14 protein-coding genes, 1 other RNA gene and 1 pseudogene are annotated in these 17577 nt (G+C 74.4%); 5 read left to right on the top strand and 11 right to left on the bottom strand.

Going from position 1 to position 17577, the window contains the following annotated elements; all coding sequences use genetic code 11:
• Positions 1–28: 28 nt before the first annotated feature.
• From ANAE109_RS19215 to ANAE109_RS24410, 8 genes and pseudogenes are all read right to left on the bottom strand, one after another.
• Positions 29–1261, bottom strand: a complete 1233-nt coding sequence (locus ANAE109_RS19215) for a competence/damage-inducible protein A (protein WP_012098552.1) — start codon at positions 1259–1261, stop codon at positions 29–31.
• A gap of 14 nt (positions 1262–1275) precedes the next feature.
• Positions 1276–1863 carry a phosphatidylglycerophosphatase A gene (locus tag ANAE109_RS19210; protein WP_234945185.1) on the bottom strand — a complete coding sequence of 196 codons (588 nt, stop codon included), beginning with the start codon at positions 1861–1863 and terminating at the stop codon, positions 1276–1278.
• A gap of 3 nt (positions 1864–1866) precedes the next feature.
• On the bottom strand, positions 1867–2721 hold the full coding sequence (pssA, locus tag ANAE109_RS19205) for a CDP-diacylglycerol--serine O-phosphatidyltransferase (RefSeq protein ID WP_012098550.1): 855 nt from the start codon (positions 2719–2721) through the stop codon (positions 1867–1869).
• 142 nt (positions 2722–2863) lie between these two features.
• Positions 2864–3910: a hypothetical protein gene (locus ANAE109_RS19200; protein ID WP_012098549.1), complete on the bottom strand. Its 1047-nt coding sequence runs from the start codon at positions 3908–3910 to the stop codon at positions 2864–2866.
• A 158-nt stretch (positions 3911–4068) separates the two neighbouring features.
• The gene (locus ANAE109_RS19195; protein ID WP_012098548.1) at positions 4069–5067 is read right to left on the bottom strand and encodes a M23 family metallopeptidase; all 999 of its coding nucleotides are present in this window, start codon (positions 5065–5067) and stop codon (positions 4069–4071) included.
• A 95-nt stretch (positions 5068–5162) separates the two neighbouring features.
• Positions 5163–6194, bottom strand: coding sequence for a low-specificity L-threonine aldolase (gene ltaE / locus ANAE109_RS19190; protein ID WP_012098546.1), 1032 nt, complete (start codon positions 6192–6194; stop codon positions 5163–5165).
• A 96-nt stretch (positions 6195–6290) separates the two neighbouring features.
• Complete coding sequence (locus tag ANAE109_RS19185; RefSeq protein WP_012098545.1) at positions 6291–6836, bottom strand: mismatch-specific DNA-glycosylase; 546 nt, start codon at positions 6834–6836, stop codon at positions 6291–6293.
• Positions 6837–7235: 399 nt separating this feature from the next.
• Positions 7236–8250: pseudogene (locus ANAE109_RS24410) on the bottom strand (HNH endonuclease).
• A 768-nt stretch (positions 8251–9018) separates the two neighbouring features.
• On the opposite strand from ANAE109_RS24410, the gene nth reads away from it, so the two are divergent.
• Both nth and ANAE109_RS23705 read left to right on the top strand, forming a co-directional pair.
• Complete coding sequence (nth, locus tag ANAE109_RS19170) at positions 9019–9699, top strand: endonuclease III (RefSeq protein WP_012098543.1); 681 nt, start codon at positions 9019–9021, stop codon at positions 9697–9699.
• 67 nt (positions 9700–9766) lie between these two features.
• The gene (locus ANAE109_RS23705) at positions 9767–10945 is read left to right on the top strand and encodes a hypothetical protein (protein WP_012098542.1); all 1179 of its coding nucleotides are present in this window, start codon (positions 9767–9769) and stop codon (positions 10943–10945) included.
• A 22-nt stretch (positions 10946–10967) separates the two neighbouring features.
• Here the strand turns inward: ANAE109_RS23705 and ANAE109_RS19160 are convergent, their stop codons facing one another.
• Together ANAE109_RS19160 and ANAE109_RS19155 are read right to left on the bottom strand one after the other, a co-directional pair.
• The gene (locus ANAE109_RS19160) at positions 10968–11687 is read right to left on the bottom strand and encodes an LrgB family protein (RefSeq protein ID WP_012098541.1); all 720 of its coding nucleotides are present in this window, start codon (positions 11685–11687) and stop codon (positions 10968–10970) included.
• Positions 11684–12046 carry a CidA/LrgA family protein gene (locus tag ANAE109_RS19155; protein WP_041448516.1) on the bottom strand — a complete coding sequence of 121 codons (363 nt, stop codon included), beginning with the start codon at positions 12044–12046 and terminating at the stop codon, positions 11684–11686. The genes ANAE109_RS19160 and ANAE109_RS19155 overlap by 4 nt, the downstream gene beginning before the upstream one ends.
• A 273-nt stretch (positions 12047–12319) precedes the next feature.
• On the opposite strand from ANAE109_RS19155, the gene rnpB reads away from it, so the two are divergent.
• Positions 12320–12709: RNase P RNA component class A (rnpB, locus tag ANAE109_RS23870), an RNA gene on the top strand.
• 109 nt (positions 12710–12818) lie between these two features.
• On the opposite strand, the gene ANAE109_RS25030 is transcribed toward rnpB, so the two are convergent.
• On the bottom strand, positions 12819–13106 hold the full coding sequence (locus ANAE109_RS25030) for a hypothetical protein (RefSeq protein WP_143828021.1): 288 nt from the start codon (positions 13104–13106) through the stop codon (positions 12819–12821).
• Positions 13107–13816: 710 nt separating this feature from the next.
• Here ANAE109_RS25030 and ANAE109_RS19145 point away from each other — a divergent pair.
• The gene (locus tag ANAE109_RS19145) at positions 13817–14818 is read left to right on the top strand and encodes an alcohol dehydrogenase (protein ID WP_041449442.1); all 1002 of its coding nucleotides are present in this window, start codon (positions 13817–13819) and stop codon (positions 14816–14818) included.
• A gap of 178 nt (positions 14819–14996) precedes the next feature.
• Positions 14997–17555 carry a BamA/TamA family outer membrane protein gene (locus ANAE109_RS19140; protein ID WP_041448514.1) on the top strand — a complete coding sequence of 853 codons (2559 nt, stop codon included), beginning with the start codon at positions 14997–14999 and terminating at the stop codon, positions 17553–17555.
• The last annotated feature ends 22 nt before the right edge of the window (positions 17556–17577 follow it).

Raw genomic sequence — 17577 nt, 5'->3', positions numbered from 1 at the left:
GGACGGGCGCGCGGGGCGGAGCCGCCGCTCACCGCAGCGCCAGCCGCAACAGGTTCAGCGCCTCGAACGCGGCGGTCTTGCGGATCCGCTCGCGGTCGCCGCGATAGAGCCGCTCGACGGCGGTCGTCCCGCCGGGGCCGGCGAGCGCGACGTGCACGGTGCCCACCGGCTTCTCGGGCGTCCCCCCGGTCGGCCCGGCGATGCCGGTGATGCCGAGCCCCCAGGTCGCCCGCCCGGCGCGCCGCGCGCCCTCGGCGAGGGCGCGGGCCACCGGCTCGGAGACGGCGCCGTGGGCGGCGAGCAGGGGCGCGGGCACGCCCAGCACCGCCTCCTTCATCGCGTTGGCGTAGGCGACCACCCCGAGGTCGATCACCGCCGACGCGCCGGGCACGCCGGTCACGAGCTCGGCGAGGAGGCCTCCGGTGCAGCTCTCCGCCAGGGCGACCCGCTCGCCGCGGGCGGCGAGCCGCGCGACGACGAGCGCGGGCAGCTCCTCCTTCGCCTCGCCGAAGACGGCGTCGCCGAAGATGCCGCGGACCGCGGCGGCGATCCGCGCGGCGCGCGCGTCGGCGCCCGGGCCGGGCACCGTCCACTTCACGTGAACCTCCGGCCAGTGCGCCCGGAAGCCGAAGCGGACGCCCTCGTTGGCCGGATCGTCCATGACCGGCCGCATCGCGTGGTCCGCGTGCGATTCCGGGACGGCGAAGAGCTTCAGCAAGCGGCTCGCGGGCACCTCGCCGAGGCGCGCCGCCACGCGGGGCAGGAGCCACTCGTCGGCGAGCCCCCGGTACTCCACCGGCACGCCGGGGAAGCACACCACCTCGGCGCGGCCGATGCGCACGGCGAAGCCGGGCGCGGAGCCGAAGCGGTTCGGGATCACCTCGGCGCCGCGCGGGAAGCGCGCCTGCTTCTCGTTGTTGGGCGTCATCGCCCGCCCGAACTTGCGGAAGCGCTCCTCGAGGGCCCGCAGGGACGGCTCGTGCAGCTCGAGCGGCACGCCCAGGACCGCGGCGACGCGCTCGCTCGTGAGATCGTCCTCGGTCGGCCCCATCCCGCCGCTCACGACGACGAGGTCGGAGCGCCCGCTCGTCTCGCGGAGCGCCGCGTCGAGGTCGGCGCGATCGTCGCCCACCAGCGTCTTGCGGCGGACCATGACGCCGAGATCCCAGAGCCGGTCCATGAGCCAGGTCGAGTTGGTGTCGACCACCTGACCGGTGAGGAGCTCGTCGCCGGTGGAGAGGATCTCGACGTGGAGCGGCATGCCGGCCTCCAGGATCACGAGCCGAGCGGCGCGCACCACCAGCCCGCCCCGTCGCAGCCGGCGAGGAGCCGGAGCGCGGCCGCGACGAGCTGGAGCGCGGCCCAGGCGAACACGCCCGCGGCCACGTCGTCCATCACCACGCCGAAGCCGTTCTTCACCCGGTCGAAGGCGGAGGCCGGCCAGGGCTTCAGCACGTCGAAGACGCGGAAGAGCAGGAAGCCGAGCAGCGCGGCCGGCCAGGAGAAGGGGACGAGCGCCATGGTGACGAGGTAGCCCGCCACCTCGTCGACGACGATGGGGGACGCGTCCGCGACGCCCCAGTACGCGCCGGCGCGCTGGGCGGCGTAGGCGCCGAGCGCCGTCAGCGCGGCGACGGTCAGGAGGTAGAGCGCGGGCGAGAGGTGAGACAGCGCGAGGTAGACCGGGATGGCGCCGAGGGTGCCGAAGGTGCCGGGCGCCACCGGCGCGTAGCCGCACGGGCCCCACGCGGCGAGGAGCACCCACGGGCCGGGGGGCTGGGCGGGACGGGGCGCGCGGCGGAGCCCGCGGGCGCGGAGGCGGCTCATGAACGCGGGAGCGGCGGGCGGAGGGGAGCCGGTCACGCGCTAGATGTACTCGTCCTGCTGCGGCTTTTCCTCGACGTCCTCGGGCTCGGGCTCGAGCGCCTCGTCGGCCTCGAGCTCCGCGCGGATGGCGGGCGGGAGCGACGCCTTGTCGGGCGCCGGGCGGGCGCGGGCGAGCACCGCCTCGGCGAGGCCGAGCGCGATGTAGGCCGCCATGTAGACGACGAGCACGAACGACGCGCGCGTGGCCATGCCGACCGCGACGCCCGCGAGCGTGAAGAACGCGAAGATGGTGAGGCTGCGCGCCGAGAGGTGGACGTCCTTGAACGTCCGGTAGCGGACGGTCGACACCATCAGGAACGCGAGCAGCGCGACGACCAGCGCGATCGGCACCCCGGCCGCGGGGTCGGTCGTGGACGCGAAGTGCCGGTAGTGCGCGATGACCAGGGAGACGATCGTCCCGGCGGCGAGCGGGATGGGCAGGCCGACGAAGAACCGCGAGGATCCCTTGTCTCCCCGCTGGGCGAGGACGTTGAACCGGGCGAGGCGGAGCGCCCCGCAGGCGGCGAAGGCGAAGGAGACGAAGAAGCCCACGAACCCGAGCGGGGCGAGGGCCCACTTGTAGACGAGGAGCGCGGGCGCGGCGCCGAAGGAGATCACGTCCGCGAGGCTGTCGAGCTGCACGCCGAAGTCGGACTGGGTCTTCGTCATGCGCGCGACGCGACCGTCGAACGCGTCGAAGAACATCGCGAAGAAGATCGCGAGGGCCGCCTGGTACAGCTGCAGCGGGGTGGCCTCTCCCGCACAGAGGGTGAGCGCGTAGAAGCCGAGGAGGATCGAGCTCACCGTGAAGAGGTTCGGGAGCACGAACATCGCCTTGCGCAGGTTGATCTGCATTTCCGCGCCATCCTCCTCGGTTGCCGGCCCCGCCGCCATGGCCTGCGTGCAGGCCGGGCGCGGGGCCGGTCGCCCGCTCCCTCGACCGGCGACGGCAGAGGCTGTCACGGGCGGGTTTTTTTGTCGAGACGCCGTCGTCGCGTCAAGGCGACCCGCCACCGCACGGCGTCCGGGCGCGCTCGCCGTCGCCGAGCATCACCCGGGCGCCACTCCCGCAGTCCACCCAGAAGACCGGGTCCACCCTCCAACGGTTCATCCGCGCGGTCGCCCGCGCGCCCCCGGCGAGGACGAGGCCCGGGCCGTTGCCGGCGAGGAGGTTGCCGTCCAGCTCGGCGGTCGCGCCGTCGAGGAGCACGATGCCACCCGCCGCGCCACCCGCCGCGTCGACGGCCGAGAGGCGCACCGTGCCCCCCGCCGCCTCCACCGCGGCCCCGCCACAGTGCACGAGCGTGCTCGCGGAGAGCGCGAGCGAGCCACGTCGCACCTGGACGCACGCACCGGGGATGCCCTCCTCCTCGCTCGCCCCGGCGACGACCACGGCGGTGCCCTCGACCCGTGCGCCCGCCGCCACGGCGATCCCCGCGGGGCCCGGCGAGCGGATGACCACGCCGTGGAGCGAGGCGACGCCGCCCGCGACCGAGATGCCCGCCTCGCGCGACGGGCCGGTGATCGCGACGTTTCGCAGGGTGAGGGTGCCCGCGTGGACCGTGGCGCCGGAGCGGGCGCCCCGTACCCGTGCGCCGTCGATCGTCGCCGCGCCGCCTTCGCCGATCAGGCCCACCTCGCCCTCGACGTCGAGGTCCACCCCCTCCAGCGCCCCCGCCACGATCCGGGCGCCGCACCCGCCGCCCGCTGCGCGTACGCCCGTGAGGCGCAGCGTCCCGCCGTCGACCCGCACCGCGCAGCGCGGACCGCTCGCCTCCAGCGAAAGCGCCGCAGCGTGCGCGTCGCGGTCCGCCGTGAGCGCGTCGAGACCCTCGGGCGCCACGAGCCGCGTCCGCGCGGCGCCGGCGCCCTCGAGCCGCACGCCGGCGGGGAGGGAGATCCCGCCCCGGTGGGCACCCTCTGCGAGCCGCACGAGGTCGCCCGGGCGAGCGCGCGCCAGCGCGGTGGCGAGGTCGGCCCCCGCCGGCACGTCGATCGTCGCGGCGAGCGCGAGCGGGAGGGCGGCGGCGAGGAACGTCGACATCGGAACTCCACGTGAAGGGCGGGGCAGTTTGACCGGACGCGCGGGTCATTGATACACGACAACCATCATCCGCCGCGTCCCCGGTGGAACGAAGCCTCGGGGGAGGGTGAGGGGAATCGGGGCGCCCCGCGAGCGACATCGCGGGGCGCTCTTCTTCCTCAGCGGGTCGCGTCCCCCGCGCCGGCGCCCGACGCCGGCACGACGCCGAGCCAGGCGAGCGGATCCGACGGCTCCCCGCCGCGCCACACCTCGAAGTGCAGGTGCGGGCCGGTGGCGCGGCCGGTGCGACCGACGACGCCGAGCGGTCCCCCGGGCTCGACCGCGTCGCCGGGTCCGCAGAGCAGCGCGGCGAGGTGGCCGTAGCGCGTAATGAGGCCCCCCTCGTGCCGGACCTCCACCATGAGCCCGTAGCCTCCCATCCAGCCGGCACGGACGACGAACCCCTTGGCCGCGGCCGCGACGACGCGCCCCGCATCGGCGGCGAGGTCCACGCCGAAGTGCATCCGCCGGCGCCCGTCGAGCGGGTGCGTGCGCATGCCGTAGACGCTCGAGATCCCCGCCTGCTCCACGGGCCAGCGGAGCCGCGGCGGCGCCGTGCGCGCGAACAGGCCGAGCCCGAGCGCGCGGGCCGTGGCGATGCGGCTCGCGAGCCGCGCGCCGCGGGAGGAGACGAGCGCGGAGAGCTCTGCGGGCGCCGGCCCGTGATGCCGCAGGTCGTAGTCCCACTCCGCCTCGATCGTCACGCGCGCGCGGACGAGCTCCAGGAGCGGCGTCTGCGGGAGCGCACGGCCGAGGTAGGCGTCGAGCTCGCCCGCGAGGGCGCGCCACGCGCGGATGGCGTCATCGGGGAAGCCGCGCCCCGCGGGCGCGCGCGCGCGCCGCTCGCGCGCCTGGGCGGCGAAGCGGAGCAGCGTCGCGTCGATGGGCGGGCCCTCCGGCAGCTCGCTCGCGATGGACTCCGGCGCGGGGAAGTCCAGGGGCGGCGGCGGAGGCTCCTCCGGCTCGACCGCGCCGTCTTCCACGCCTTCCGGGGGCCTCGCCGTGAACCCCGCCTCGGCGAAGGACATCTTGCCGGCAGGGGCCGGGCCGCAGGCGAGCCCGGACGCGAAGGCGAGCGCGATGGCGTGGAGCGCTGCGCGGCGAGGGACGGGGGACACGCGTCGCGGATGCTAACACGCGTTCCCGCGCCCTCCTCGTCGCCGCCCGCGCGAGCGGCACCCCTCGGGACGAGCCTGGCGGAGAGCGATCGCGGTCACGCGGCGCGAAGCACGCGCGCGATGCGGGCGAGCGCGTCGTCCACCTGGGCGCGCGAGACGTCGAGGTGGGTGACGAGGCGGAGCAGCTCGGGGCGCGAGCCCTCGGGGTTCGCGAGGACGCCCTCGCTCGCGAGCCTCGCCGACAGGTCCGCGGCGCTGCGGCCCGTGAACGCGACGAAGACGAGGTTCGTCTCGACCGGGAAGGGGAGGAGCCCGCCGAGCTCGGTGAGGCCGTCGGCGAGGCGGCGCGCGTTCGCGTGATCCTCGGCGAGCCGGCCCCGGTGGTTCCGGAGCGCGTGGAGCCCCGCCGCCGCGAGCACGCCGGCCTGGCGCATCCCTCCGCCGAGCCGCTTCCGCAGCCGGCGTGCCTCGGCGACGAGGTCCCTCGAACCCGCCACGAGGGAGCCCGCCGGGGCGCCGAGCCCCTTCGAAAGGCACACCGAGACGGTGGTGGCCTCCCGGGCGTACTCCGCTGGCGCGATCCCGGTGGCGGCGCAGGCGTTCCAGAGGCGGGCGCCGTCCAGGTGCAGGTGGAGGCCGCGGCGCCGGGCGAGCTCGCCGAGCGCGCGGATGCGCTCGAGCGGGTAGACCGCGCCGCCGCCGCGGTTGTGGGTGTTCTCGAGGGCGACGGCGCGCGTGCGCGGGAAGACGTCGCCGGCCGGCCGGATCGCCGCCTCGACCTCGACCGGATCGAGGAGCCCGCGGTCCGCTGCGATGGTGCGGGCCTGCACGCCCCACAGCGCCGCGAGGGCGCCGCTCTCGAACGAGATGCAGTGGGCGCCCGCGTCGCAGACGATCTCGTCTCCGGGGCGGGTCAGGACGCCGAGCGAGACCTGGTTCGCCATCGTTCCCGAGGGGACGAAGAGCGCCGCCTCCTTCCCGAGCAGCGCCGCGACCTCCTGCTGCAGGAGGTTCACGGTGGGATCCTCTCCGTAGACGTCGTCGCCGACCTCGGCGCGGGCCATCGCCTCGCGCATGGCGGCGGTGGGGCGGGTGACGGTGTCGGAGCGGAGGTCGATGGGCGTCATGGGTACGGGAGCCTAACTCTCGCGCGGCGGGGTGGCCGGAATTCCGCACGCCGTCCGATTGCCCGCAGGCCGCGTGCGGGGTCGCCATCCCTCAATTCAGGCAGAGCGGGCGCGACCCGCCAGCCGGGCGAGACGCCGGAACCAGACGAGCTTGACCTGGAAGCCGGGGTAGGCCTGGTTGAGGCCGCTCGGGTTCGGGAGGACGAAGACGCGCGCTCCCGCGAGCCTGGCGCGCTTGGCGCCCGGGCCGGTTTCCCGGCCGCCCGGGAAGACGTGCGGGTAGAGGCTGACGCCGACGAGCGCGACGATCCGCGGACGGAGCGCCGCCACCCTGTCCGGGAGAGCGCGACCGCCCTCGCGCAGCTCGTCGCGGCCGAGCTCCGCCGCGCTCCGGGTCGCGCGCGAGCAGACGTTGGTGATGCCGAGGCCGCGGGCGGGCAGCGCGACGTCGTCCTCGGGGGCGTGCAGCTCCGCGGTGAGGCCGGAGGCGTGAAGCAGCCGCCAGAACGGGTTTCCCTTGCTCGCGAAGTGGTGACCGACCTCGGCGGAGCGGAGCGACGGGTTGATCCCCACGAAGAGGATGTCGAGGTCGGGCGCCACGCGGTCGCAGAGCGAGAGGATGGGGGCGTTCGCGACCGGCATCGGGTGCGATCTAGCCTAGCCGACATCAGGCCGCCTGCGTGCGTACGCCGCCGACGCCGATGCCGACCGCGATCTCCGAACCGCTCGTGGTTCGACAGGCTCACCACGAGCGGGCTCTCGCTGGTTCCGCTCGCCCTGAGCCTGTCGAAGGGCGAGCGACCCCGACCCCGACCCCGACCCCGACCCCGACCCCGACCCCGACCTTGTCATTCGTCACATCGGCTCGCGCTGGACTCGGGACGAGGTGCCGACCGCGCGCCCGCGGTGGGCACGCGCGAGGGAGCAGTACGAGCCAGGGAAAGCGGCCTACGAGGGGGCCGGAGGGCCGGCGTCGCCGCGCGTCCGCCGCGTCGCCGGAAGACGCTGCGGTCGGCTTTGCTCCCGTTCCGCCGACCGCGGTCACGTTGCCCACAAGCCCTGCTGAATGGCAGCTGGCGCGGCGCCGGCGTACCCCGTCCGCTCGGAGGCGCTCTCACGCCGGAAACGATCCATGTGCTCGCGCCCGTAGGTCTGTTCGGCGTGCAACAGGTTGTGCGACCTGCAGGCGACCCGGAGATTCTCGAGCGTCGAGAGACCGCCCAGGGCCTGCGGGTGGATGTGGTCGAGCTCCAGCTGCCAGCGGCTGTTGCAGCGCCGCCCGTCCGGAGCGACCCAGGCGCAGCGTCCGCCGTCGCGCTTCCAGACCTCGCGCCGCACTATCGCCGGGATCGCCGTCCGGGATCTTGTGCGAGAGCAGCGCGGTGAGCGTCGAGGTCCTCCTTGCAGCCCCGGTCGATGGTGACCCGCAGCGACCAGCCGCTCTCGCTCACGGCGCGGGTCTCCGCCCGCGTCTTCGGGCGAGGAACGTCGGGCAGCGCGGAGACCGTGGGCGGCAGCGACCCACCAGCCGCCGCCGGCGCGGGGATCGCCTCCTGCGGCTCGGCAGGTCCGGCATGGACTGCCGCCAGCGGCAGCGCCGGGGCGCTCGCGGCTGAGGCGCGGTCGGGCAGCTTGCGCAGGCCCGCCCGCGGAGCGGTGCGCGCCTGGAGCGAGGCGACGAGGTGATCCACCTCGGCCTTGGTGCGGTACGCGGCCCGGGCGACGAGGTCGGGCAGGTTCTCCTCGGTCAGCACCTGGCCGAGCAGCTGGACGGTGGAGATGCAAAGGCGGCCATCCCGAAGCGCGTCCTCGAGGCTGGGGAACCGGCGCAGCACCCGCATCGCCTGGATGCGTCGCCCGGCCGCGCCCTCGCGCAGGTGGAGCACCTCCAGGCAATACGCCCAGAGCGAGGGGTACCCGGCGTCCACGTACGCGCGGCGGCGATCGAACACCTCGAGGTGGAGGAGGAACTGACGTCGCGCTCCTGGCCTGCAAGCTCGCGCAGGCGCTGGGGGAGCAGGGTCGAGTCGAGGGCGGAAGGGGCGATCGCGGGCATGGTGCACCTCCTGTGCACCCTTCGTAACACGCGATTTCCGCACCTCCTGAGACGCGCCAGGATCGCGCCTGCGCCGCTTTCCGGGCCCGCCCCTTCGCCGTCCACGCGGCGCGCCGGACGCGCACGGCGCGCCCTGCCTGCGCTCGCGAGGAGCGTGCTCTCGACGTGCCGAGGACGTCGAAGCGCGTTTCGCCTCGAACCTCGTCAAGAGGGCAACGTTCACCCACCGCAACTGGGACTCGCGTGGCTCGGCAAGAGCTGTCGCTGGAGAAAGCAGGGACTCGTAGTGAATGCCGCCGTCGGCCGAGCGGCGCGCAACTTCCTCGGACCTGCTCTGCCCGCTCGTCCAGTCCTGGCGCCGACGGCGACGAAGACCCGCCGCGTGCCATGCCCGAGGCGCGCCGGGAACCGGGCGCTTCTCCCCTCGATGCCCGAGCCCTCTGCGTCGAGCGGCGCCACACAACCCCGCGCGCGCGCGCGTGCTGTCGCCGTGGGATGTGACGAATGAAGAGACCCCGACCCCGACCCCGACCCCGATTTCGACCTCGACCCCGACCTCGACCTCGACCTCGACCTCGACCCCGACCTCGACCCCGACCTCGACCTCGACCTCGACCTCGACCTCGACCTCGACCTCGACCTCGACCCCGACCCCGACCTCGACCCCGACCTCGACCTCGACCTCGACCCCGACCCCGACCTCGACCTCGACCTCGACCCCGACCCTTCGCCTGCCGCCCCGCGCCGGAGTGCTAGCATCCGCGCGCCATGCCGACGCCCGCGAGGAGACGGCCGCCGCCGGCCGAGAAGCGCGCCCGCGCCGCCGAGATCGTGGACCGTCTCTCGCGCGCCATGCCGGACGTGCGCATCGCCCTCGAGTTCGAGGACGACCTCGAGCTGCTCGTGTCGGTGATCCTGTCGGCGCAGAGCACCGACGCCGGCGTGAACCGCGCGACCCCCGCGCTCTTCGCCCGCTACCGGACCGCCGCGGACTACGGCGCCGCCGCGCCCGAGGACCTGTGGCCGTTCATCCGCAGCCTCGGCCTCTACCGCAACAAGGCGAAGGCGATCGTGGCCGCGATGCGCGCCATCGCGACGGAGCACGGCGGGCGCGTGCCGCGCACCCGCGAGGCGCTGGAGGCGCTGCCGGGCGTCGGGCGCAAGACCGCCGGCGTCGTGCTCGTCCACCTCGGCGCCGCGCACGCCTTCCCGGTGGACACCCACGTCGGCCGGGTGTCGCGCCGCCTCGGCCTCACGCGGCACGAGGATCCTTCGAAGGTGGAGCAGGACCTCATGGCGCTCCTCCCGGAGGAGCGCTGGGGCGAGGCGCACCAGCTCTTCGTCTGGCACGGCCGGCGGACCTGCGACGCGCGCCGTCCGGCCTGCTCGCGCTGCCCGGTCGAGGAGCTGTGCCCGAAGCGCGGGGTGCCCGCGGCGATGCGGAAGTGACGCTCCGAGGTCAGCGGACTTCATCGCTCGTCGTAAACCAGGTACGATGAGTGGACCCGGAGGCTCGATGCGCCGATCGCTCGCGGTGATCTCATGTGCGTTCCTCGCCTGCGCCCACGCCGACAGGAAGGCGGCTCCGGACCCGCTGGAGGTTGCCTGCGCCGCCGCGGGAGGACGGGCGTGCCGTGACCTCGGCTGGAAGACGCTCCGTGGACCTGCGAGCGCGAGCGCGGATCGCGCCGCTGCGCGGCTCTTCATGGAGGGCTGCGAGACGAAGGACGCTCAGTCGTGCGCAGACCTGGGCGCGATGTACGCGGTAGGTCGGGGCGTGCGCCAGGACGACGGCCGCGCCTGCGCGCTCGGGATCGCGGACGCGTGCGCGCGGGCTGGGCTCCAGGTACCGGCCGATGCGCGCGCGCCGACCGAGACGGTCGCGCCGAGCGGGGCGGCTTTCGGGCACGCGAGGCCGCGCGACGCCAAGGAGACCGCTGCGGCGGTGGAGCACGCCGCCGAGTACGCGCGGTACTTCATCGCTCGCGACCTCCACGAATCGCTCGGGGCGACGCGCGCCGCCCTCGAGGCGGACCCGCCGGCGCCGGAGGACGACTTCCAGCTCATTCGCCGCGTCGCGTCGCTGCGCCGGTGGAAGGTGTCCGACTGCCTACCGGTTTACGTCTTCCCGAACCAGGACGCTTCGCCGGAGAACGCGTGGGTGAGCTTCGGCATCGGATCCGACGGGCGGACGCGCTCGGTCCGGGTGGCGCGAACGTCCAAGTACGCCTCCGCGGAGGCCCCGGAGCGCTGCATCGCCGACGAGGTCGCCACCTGGGAATTCCCGGCGCCGCGCGTCGGAGGGCGCATCTGGTTGCTCGTCTCAGGGACTGGGCCGAGGCGCGAGGTGGACCCGGTGGCGTCCACGACGGGTGACGGACCCGTGTACGGCATGGAGGGCTACACGAAGCCGGCCATGGCGAAGGCGGGATGCGTCAAGAGGGGCATCGCGGTACCCCCGAGCCTCGCCGCGCAGCGATCCACCTTTCCCCGGCAGATGCTGGTCAAGTTCGCGATCGGGAGCGGCGGGGACGCGTCCAGGTTTCAGGTGATGAGCCCCACGGACGCTCCGGTGAAGCTCGCGCGCGTGATCGAGGAGGCTGTCCAGTCGTGTCGCTGGATTCCGGGAAGAGATCCCGAGGGGCGCCCCGTCGAGATCTGGGTGGTCCTGCCGCTCCGCTTCACCTCCGGGTGATCGCGCCCGAGCGCGTTCCGGGTCAGCGAATCAGCACGCGCACGATCAGCGGCACGATCAGCGCCGTCACCAGCGCGTTGAGTCCCATGGCCAGCCCGGAGTAGGCCCCGGCGCGCTCGTCGAGCTGGAACGCGCGCGCCGTCCCGATGCCGTGCGAAGCCGTGCCGAGGGCGAGCCCGGCGGCGACGGGATTCTTCACGCGCAGGAGGCGGAGCACGCCCGTCCCGATCACCGCGCCGGTGATGCCCGTGAGGATCACGAGCGCCGCCGTGAGCGAAGGAAGCCCGCCGATCTGCTCTGCGATGCCCATGGCCACGGGAGTCGTCGCGGACTTGGGCGCCAGCGAGAGCAGCGTCCCCGGGGACGCGCCCAGCAGACCCGCCGTCCCGATCGCGGTCGTCACGGCGGTGAGCGAGCCCGCGAGGAGCGCGGTGGTGAGCGGCACCGCGCGAGGCCGCCCGCGGTGCAGCTCGCGGTGGAGGGGCACCGCGAGCGCCACCGTCGCCGGCCCGAGCAGGAAGTGGACGAACTGCGCGCCCTCGAAGTAGGTCGCGTACTCGGTGCCGCTCAGGTGCAGGACGGCGAGGAGCGCGAGCACCGAGAGGAGCACCGGGTTCGCGGCCGCGTGGCGGCGGAGGCGCCGGTGCAGGAGATCCGCGCCGACGTAGACGACGACCGTGAGCGTCAGCCAGAGGAGCGGGGTCCGCGCGAGGTAGACCCAGACCTCGGTGATGCGGGTCACGAGGGCGCCTCCTCGGTGCCCGCGTGGCGCCGCAGCAGGCGATCGGCGATCCAGCCGGTCACGCCGATCGCCGCGACGGTGCTCACCAGCACCGCGGCGACGAGCGCCTGCCACTCGGCCGCGAGCCGCGCGGCGTGGAGCATGACCCCCACGCCTGCGGGGACGAACAGCAGGGACAGGTGCGACAGGAGCCCGGAGGAGACTGTCACGAGGGGCTCGTCGCGGGGGAGACGGAGCTCGAGCGCGGCGAGCAGGAGCAGCATCCCGAGCACCGGACCCGGGACGGGCCACTGGAGCAGGCGCGCCACGAGCTCGCCGACGAGCTGGAACCCGAGGAGGACCGCCCACGCGCGAAGCATCCCCGAGGCCTGACGGGCGCCGGCCGGCGATGCCACGCCTGGATGGAGCCGCCCCTTCCGTCCGCGGCGGAACGCTCTCCACGAAACGTCATCCCCGCGCCGCGCCGCGCGGCCGCGCCAGGGCGGCGTGCACGAGGAGGCCGTCACCGAGGGTCTCCTCGTCGACGAGGGTCAGGGCCTCCCTCGGCGTCCCGCGTCGGTCGCTCCCCCGCCCCACCGGCGGGCGTGCGCCCATTGCCGCCGCCCACCTCGCGTGTTAGGACGGTTGGTGCCGGAGCCGCTCGGGCGAACGCGTCGGTCTGCAGGAACGGGGGCCGCCGAGGAAAGTCCGAGCACCACAGGGCAGGGTGCCGGTTAACGACCGGTCGGGGCGACCCGCAGGACAGTGCCACAGAGAACAGACCGCCGAACGGCGTCCTGAGCTTGTCGAAGGACGCGCGTGGCAAGGGTGAAACGGTGCGGTAAGAGCGCACCGCGCGCCGGGTGACCGGCGCGGCACGGAAAACCCCACCCGGTGCAAGGGCAAATAGGGAGGCGACCGGCCCGGTCATTGCCTCCGGGTATGGCCCGCTCGAGACGCGCGGCAACGCGCGTCCTAGAGGAATGTTCGCCGCCGCGGGGAAACCCGCGGGACAGAACTCGGCTTACAGAGCGGCTCCGGCATTTTCGTTTTCCCCTGATGGCGTCGCTCGTCCCTCGCGCCCCGAGGCACGATGCCCTCACCCCCTCGCGGTGACGCCGGACGGGGGCGCACTCCGCCGGGACGGCGGCTTCAGCGCGGCGGGAGTGCCCCCGAGTCCGCTTCGCCCTGGAGAGCGCGGCACGCCGCGCGATCACCCGCGAGGCACTCGCGCTGCCACCCGTGGATTCTCCGGCATCGGGCGGCGCGGTCGAAGCCGAAGTTCGCCGTCACGCCTACGCCCGCGCCGTAGAGGAGAGGCACGACGGCGATCGCGCTGGCGAAGCAGGAAGCGCACTCCTTCTCGTTGCGCGCCGGGTCCAGCGTCGCCGAGTAGACGAGCATCGCGGTCCCGGTAGCCAGCAGCGCCGCGCTCGCCACGGCGTCGGCGATCGGGGCGGCGCGGGACTCGGGGCATCGGACCGGTGCGACGGGGTCTGCGGGGATCGCCGGGTCGCGAGTGAACACGATGGAGCAGCCAGCGGCGAACTGGCCCCCGAAGACCAGCACGACGAACCACGCGATCCTTCTCGCTCGCCGAGTCGCGCGAGGGAGCGCCGGCGTCGCGTTCGTGCGTACGAGGACGGGAGCGCTGCGCATCACGAACATCGGCGCTGTTCACGGCTGCAGGTTGGCGGTGGTCGTCATCGGGGAGCCGACACTGAGCGAAGCATCTCGCGCTCATCGATGTCAATCGTGCGAGGGATGGGGCGCCGAGCCAGGGCGCGCCGTCGAGGCGACGCGGGTCGCACCGATCGTCACCTCGTGCTCGCGGGCCGGCATGCGTTCCAGGGCGCTGGCTGGTAGAGCGCCCCGCCGCCCCATCAGCACGCGAGCCGGACCAGGTCGTGAGCGGCCCGGCCGCGATGCGGGACGGAGCTCGAGGCCGCATCATGCGTGGCCTCGCCAAGTCGCCCGCCGACCGTCCGCGTCCGGCGGAGCGCGGACCGGCGGTACCGTGAGGGACAAGCGGAGGTCCAGTCGACCACGAACAATCCTCCGGCGGCCGTGAATCGGAAGGAACCCCATACGGCTGACCGCGGCAGCGTCAGGCACGTCGCCGCCCAGCTGCGAGGTGCGCCGTGGCGAAGATGAAGGTCGTGCAGGCTTCGAGGCCGAATGGTCCGTTCGAGGTCGCCTCGCGCGAGGTGCCCGATCCCGGCCCTGGCGAGATCCGCGTCAGGGTGGAGGCCTGCGGCGTCTGCCACAGCGACGCGGTGACGAGGTCCGGCGCGTATCCCGGGCTCACGCTCCCGCGCGTGCCCGGCCATGAGATCGCCGGCCGGGTGGACGCGGTCGGCGCGAACGTCACGGCGTGGAGGGCCGGCGACCGGGTGGGCGTGGGCTGGCACGGGGGTCACTGCTTCGTGTGCACCGCGTGCCGCAAGGGTGACTTCATCAACTGCGTGAAGGCGCAGATCACGGGCGTCACCCTGGACGGCGGCTACGCCGAATACGCGGTCGTGAGATACGAGGCGGCGGCGCGCATACCGGATGGCCTGGAGGCAGCCGAGGCCGCCCCCCTGCTCTGCGCGGGGATCACCACCTACAACTCGCTGCGCAACAGCGGCGCGCGGCCCGGAGACACCGTGGCCGTGCAAGGCGTCGGTGGTCTCGGGCACCTCGCCATCCAGTACTCGGCGCGGATGGGATTTCGGACCGTCGCGCTCTCGCGCGGCGTGGACAAGAGGGCGCTCGCGCTCGAGCTCGGCGCCCACGAGTACGTGGACACGCAGGAGGTGGATGCGGCGGAGGGCTTGCGGAGGCTCGGCGGGGCCGATCTGGTGCTCGCGACCGCGCCGAACAGCGCTGCGATCGCGAGCACGGTGAACGGGCTCAAGGCGCGCGGCAAGCTGCTCATCGTCGCCGCGTCGTTCGAGCCGCTGCAGCTGTCGGCGCTCTCGCTCCTGTCAGGGAAGACCATCGCGGGGTGGCCGAGCGGCAGCGCGATCGACTCCGAGGAGACCATGGCGTTCAGCGCCCTCGGCCACGTCCGCCCGCACGTCGAGAGGTTTCCGCTCGAGCAGGCAGAAGAGGCCTTCGGCAGGGTCATGGCGAACCGCGTCCGCTTCCGCGCGGTGCTGGTGCCCTGAGGCACCAAGGCCGCCGCCGATGCGCGTCGAGGACGCTCGAGGCGAGCTGCGACCGTGGACGAGCGGCTGAGCCTCGATGGCCTCCACGCGGACTACCTCTTCCTCCCCGCGCCAGTCCCTCGGGCGGCCCGCGCGACCGCGCCGCTCCTGGCGCGGGACGAGCCTCGCCGCCCGCGCCGTGCGGACGATCGCGGCCGGACTCCTCGCGACCGCGAGCGGCCCCGAGGCCGTGGCGGACGAGCCGGCCGCGGCGTCCGGCGAGCCGGGACTCGGGACGGTCGTTCAGGCCGCCGGTGCGCGCTACGACACCCCGCGGCTCCACCGCCTCTTCTTCGGCGACGAATACCGGGCCCTCTGGGTGCTGCCCGCGACGTTCGAGCTCCTCGACCTGCGCCGCTTCGCCGGGGGGCTCACGCCCGTCCGGCGTGTCGGCGCCGGCCAGAGCAGCGGCCTCGCGCTGCGCGGCGGCGACGGTCGCGCGTACACGTTCCGAGCGACGGAGAAGGACGCGACCCGCGGCCTCCCCGAGGAGCTCCGGCGCACGATCGCCGGCGAGATCGCGCAGGATCAGGTGGCGGCGATCCACCCCGCCGCGCCGGTCGTGGCGGCGCCGCTGCTCGAGGCGGCGGGCGTGCTCCACGTCGAGCCTCGCCTCGTCGTGATGCCCGACGACGCGGCGCTCGGCGAGTTCCGCGGCGACTTCGCGGGCGTGCTGGGGACGATCCAGGAGTTCCCGCGCGCCGCGGAGGCGGGCCAGCCGGGATTCGCCGGCGCGACCGAGATCGTCGACGGGCGCGAGCTCCTGGACCGGCTGCGGGCGAACCCCGACGAGCGCGCCGACTCCCGGGCGTTCCTCCGCGCGCGGCTGATGGACCTGCTCCTGGGCGACTGGGACCGGCACCTCGGACAGTGGCGCTGGGCGAAGGTGCCGGGGCAGGCCGGCTGGCAGCCCATCCCGGAGGATCGCGACTTCGCGCTGTGCCGCTTCGAGGGCCTCCTGCTCGCCCTGGCGCGCAACTGGAATCCACGATGGGTGTCGTTCGGCGACGACTACCCCGGCATGCTCGGGCTCACCTGGCAGGCGTGGCCCCTCGATCGCGAGCTCCTGTCTGATCTGGAGAAGCCGGCGTGGGACGAGCTCGCCGCGGATCTCCGGCGCCGGCTCACCGACGACGTGATCGACGCGGCCGTCCGCCGGCTGCCGGAGGAGTACCAGCGCGTGGACGGCGCGCGGCTGGCGCATGACCTGCGGCGACGCCGCGACCGCCTCGGGCAGGCGGCGAACCACTTCTATCGCCACCTGTCCGAGGAGGTCCGCGTCGCGGGCACCGACGCGCCGGACGTCGCGGAGGCGATCGCGCTCCCGGGCGGCGGTCTCGAGGTGGTGGTGTCACGCGCGGACGCGACCGGCGCGCCCGTCGGCGAGCCCTGGTTCCGCCGCCGCTTCGAGCCGCGCGAGACCCGGGAGGTCCGCATCGACCTGCGCGGGGGCGCGGACCGGTTCGCCGCTCGCGGGCGATCGGGAGTGCGCGTACACGTCCTCGGGGGCGAGGGCGACGACCTCCTCGATGACGCGGCGGGCGGTGGGACGCGGCTCGCGGACTGGCAGGGGCGGAACCGCGTGCTGCGCGGCCCGGGCACGGCGCTCGACGAGCGGCCGTACACGCCTCCTCCGCTCGAGTCGGAGGTGCCCTTCATCCCGGCCCGGGACTGGGGCCGACAGACGACCTGGCTCCCCTGGTTCGCGTTCACCCCCGAGCTCGGCGTCTTCCTCGGCGCCGGGGTGCAGCTCGATCGGTTCGCGTTCCGGACCCACCCATACCGGAGCCGCCAGCTCATCCACGTCGGGTACGCGACCGGCGCAGGCGGGTTCCGGGGCCACTACCACGGCGAGCTCCGCCGCGAGAACGCGGCGGTGTTCTACTCGCTCGTCGCGCGGGCGTCGCAGGTCGAGATCCTGCGCTTCTTCGGGTTCGGCAACGAGACCCCCAAGGAGGAGAGCACCTCGTTCTACGAGGTGAAGCAGACGGAGCTCTCGCTCGCGCCCCTGGTGAACGTCCCGCTCGCGTCGCGGTTGACCCTCTCGCTCGGGCCCACGCTGCATCACTTCTCCATGCGCCGGCCCCAGGGCACGTTCATCGGCCAGACGCGTCCCTACGGCTCCGGCTCCTTCGGGCAGCTCGGCGCCCTGGCCGAGCTCGAGCTCGACACCCGCGACGTCCCGGCCGCCGCGACGCGCGGGACGCTCGTCAGGGCAGGCGGCACGTTCCACCCCGCCGTGTGGGACGCGGAGCACGCCTACGGCGACCTCCACCTCGACGCGTCGACCCATCTCACGGCCCCCTTCGTCCTGCGCCCGACCCTGGCGCTGCGCGTCGGCGCGAAGCGGGTGTTCGGGACGTATCCGTTCCAGTCGGCGGCGTTCCTCGGCGGCGACGCGTCGCTGCGTGGGTTCAGCAGCCAGCGGTTCGCCGGCGACGCCAGCGCCCACGGCAGCGCCGAGCTGAGGCTGTCCTTCGGGCGCTTCCACCTCGTCCTCCCCGGCGAGTGGGGCGCCTTCGCGCTCACCGACGCGGGCCGTGTGTGGCTGCAGGGCGAGGACTCGGACCGCTGGCACACCAGCGCGGGCGGCGGGATCTGGTTCGCCTACCTGAAGCGGGCGAACACCGTCACCCTCTCGGTCGCCCGCAGCGCGGAGAGGACCGGCCTGTACGTCGGGATGGGGTTCCCCTTCTGAACCGCGCCCCCTCCGCCCGGGC

The sequence above is a fragment of the Anaeromyxobacter sp. Fw109-5 genome (genome assembly GCF_000017505.1).
Classification (GTDB): Bacteria; Myxococcota; Myxococcia; order Myxococcales; family Anaeromyxobacteraceae; genus Anaeromyxobacter.
The sequence above is the reverse complement of the archived record's forward strand: the minus strand, read 5'-3'. Positions and strand labels throughout refer to the sequence as shown.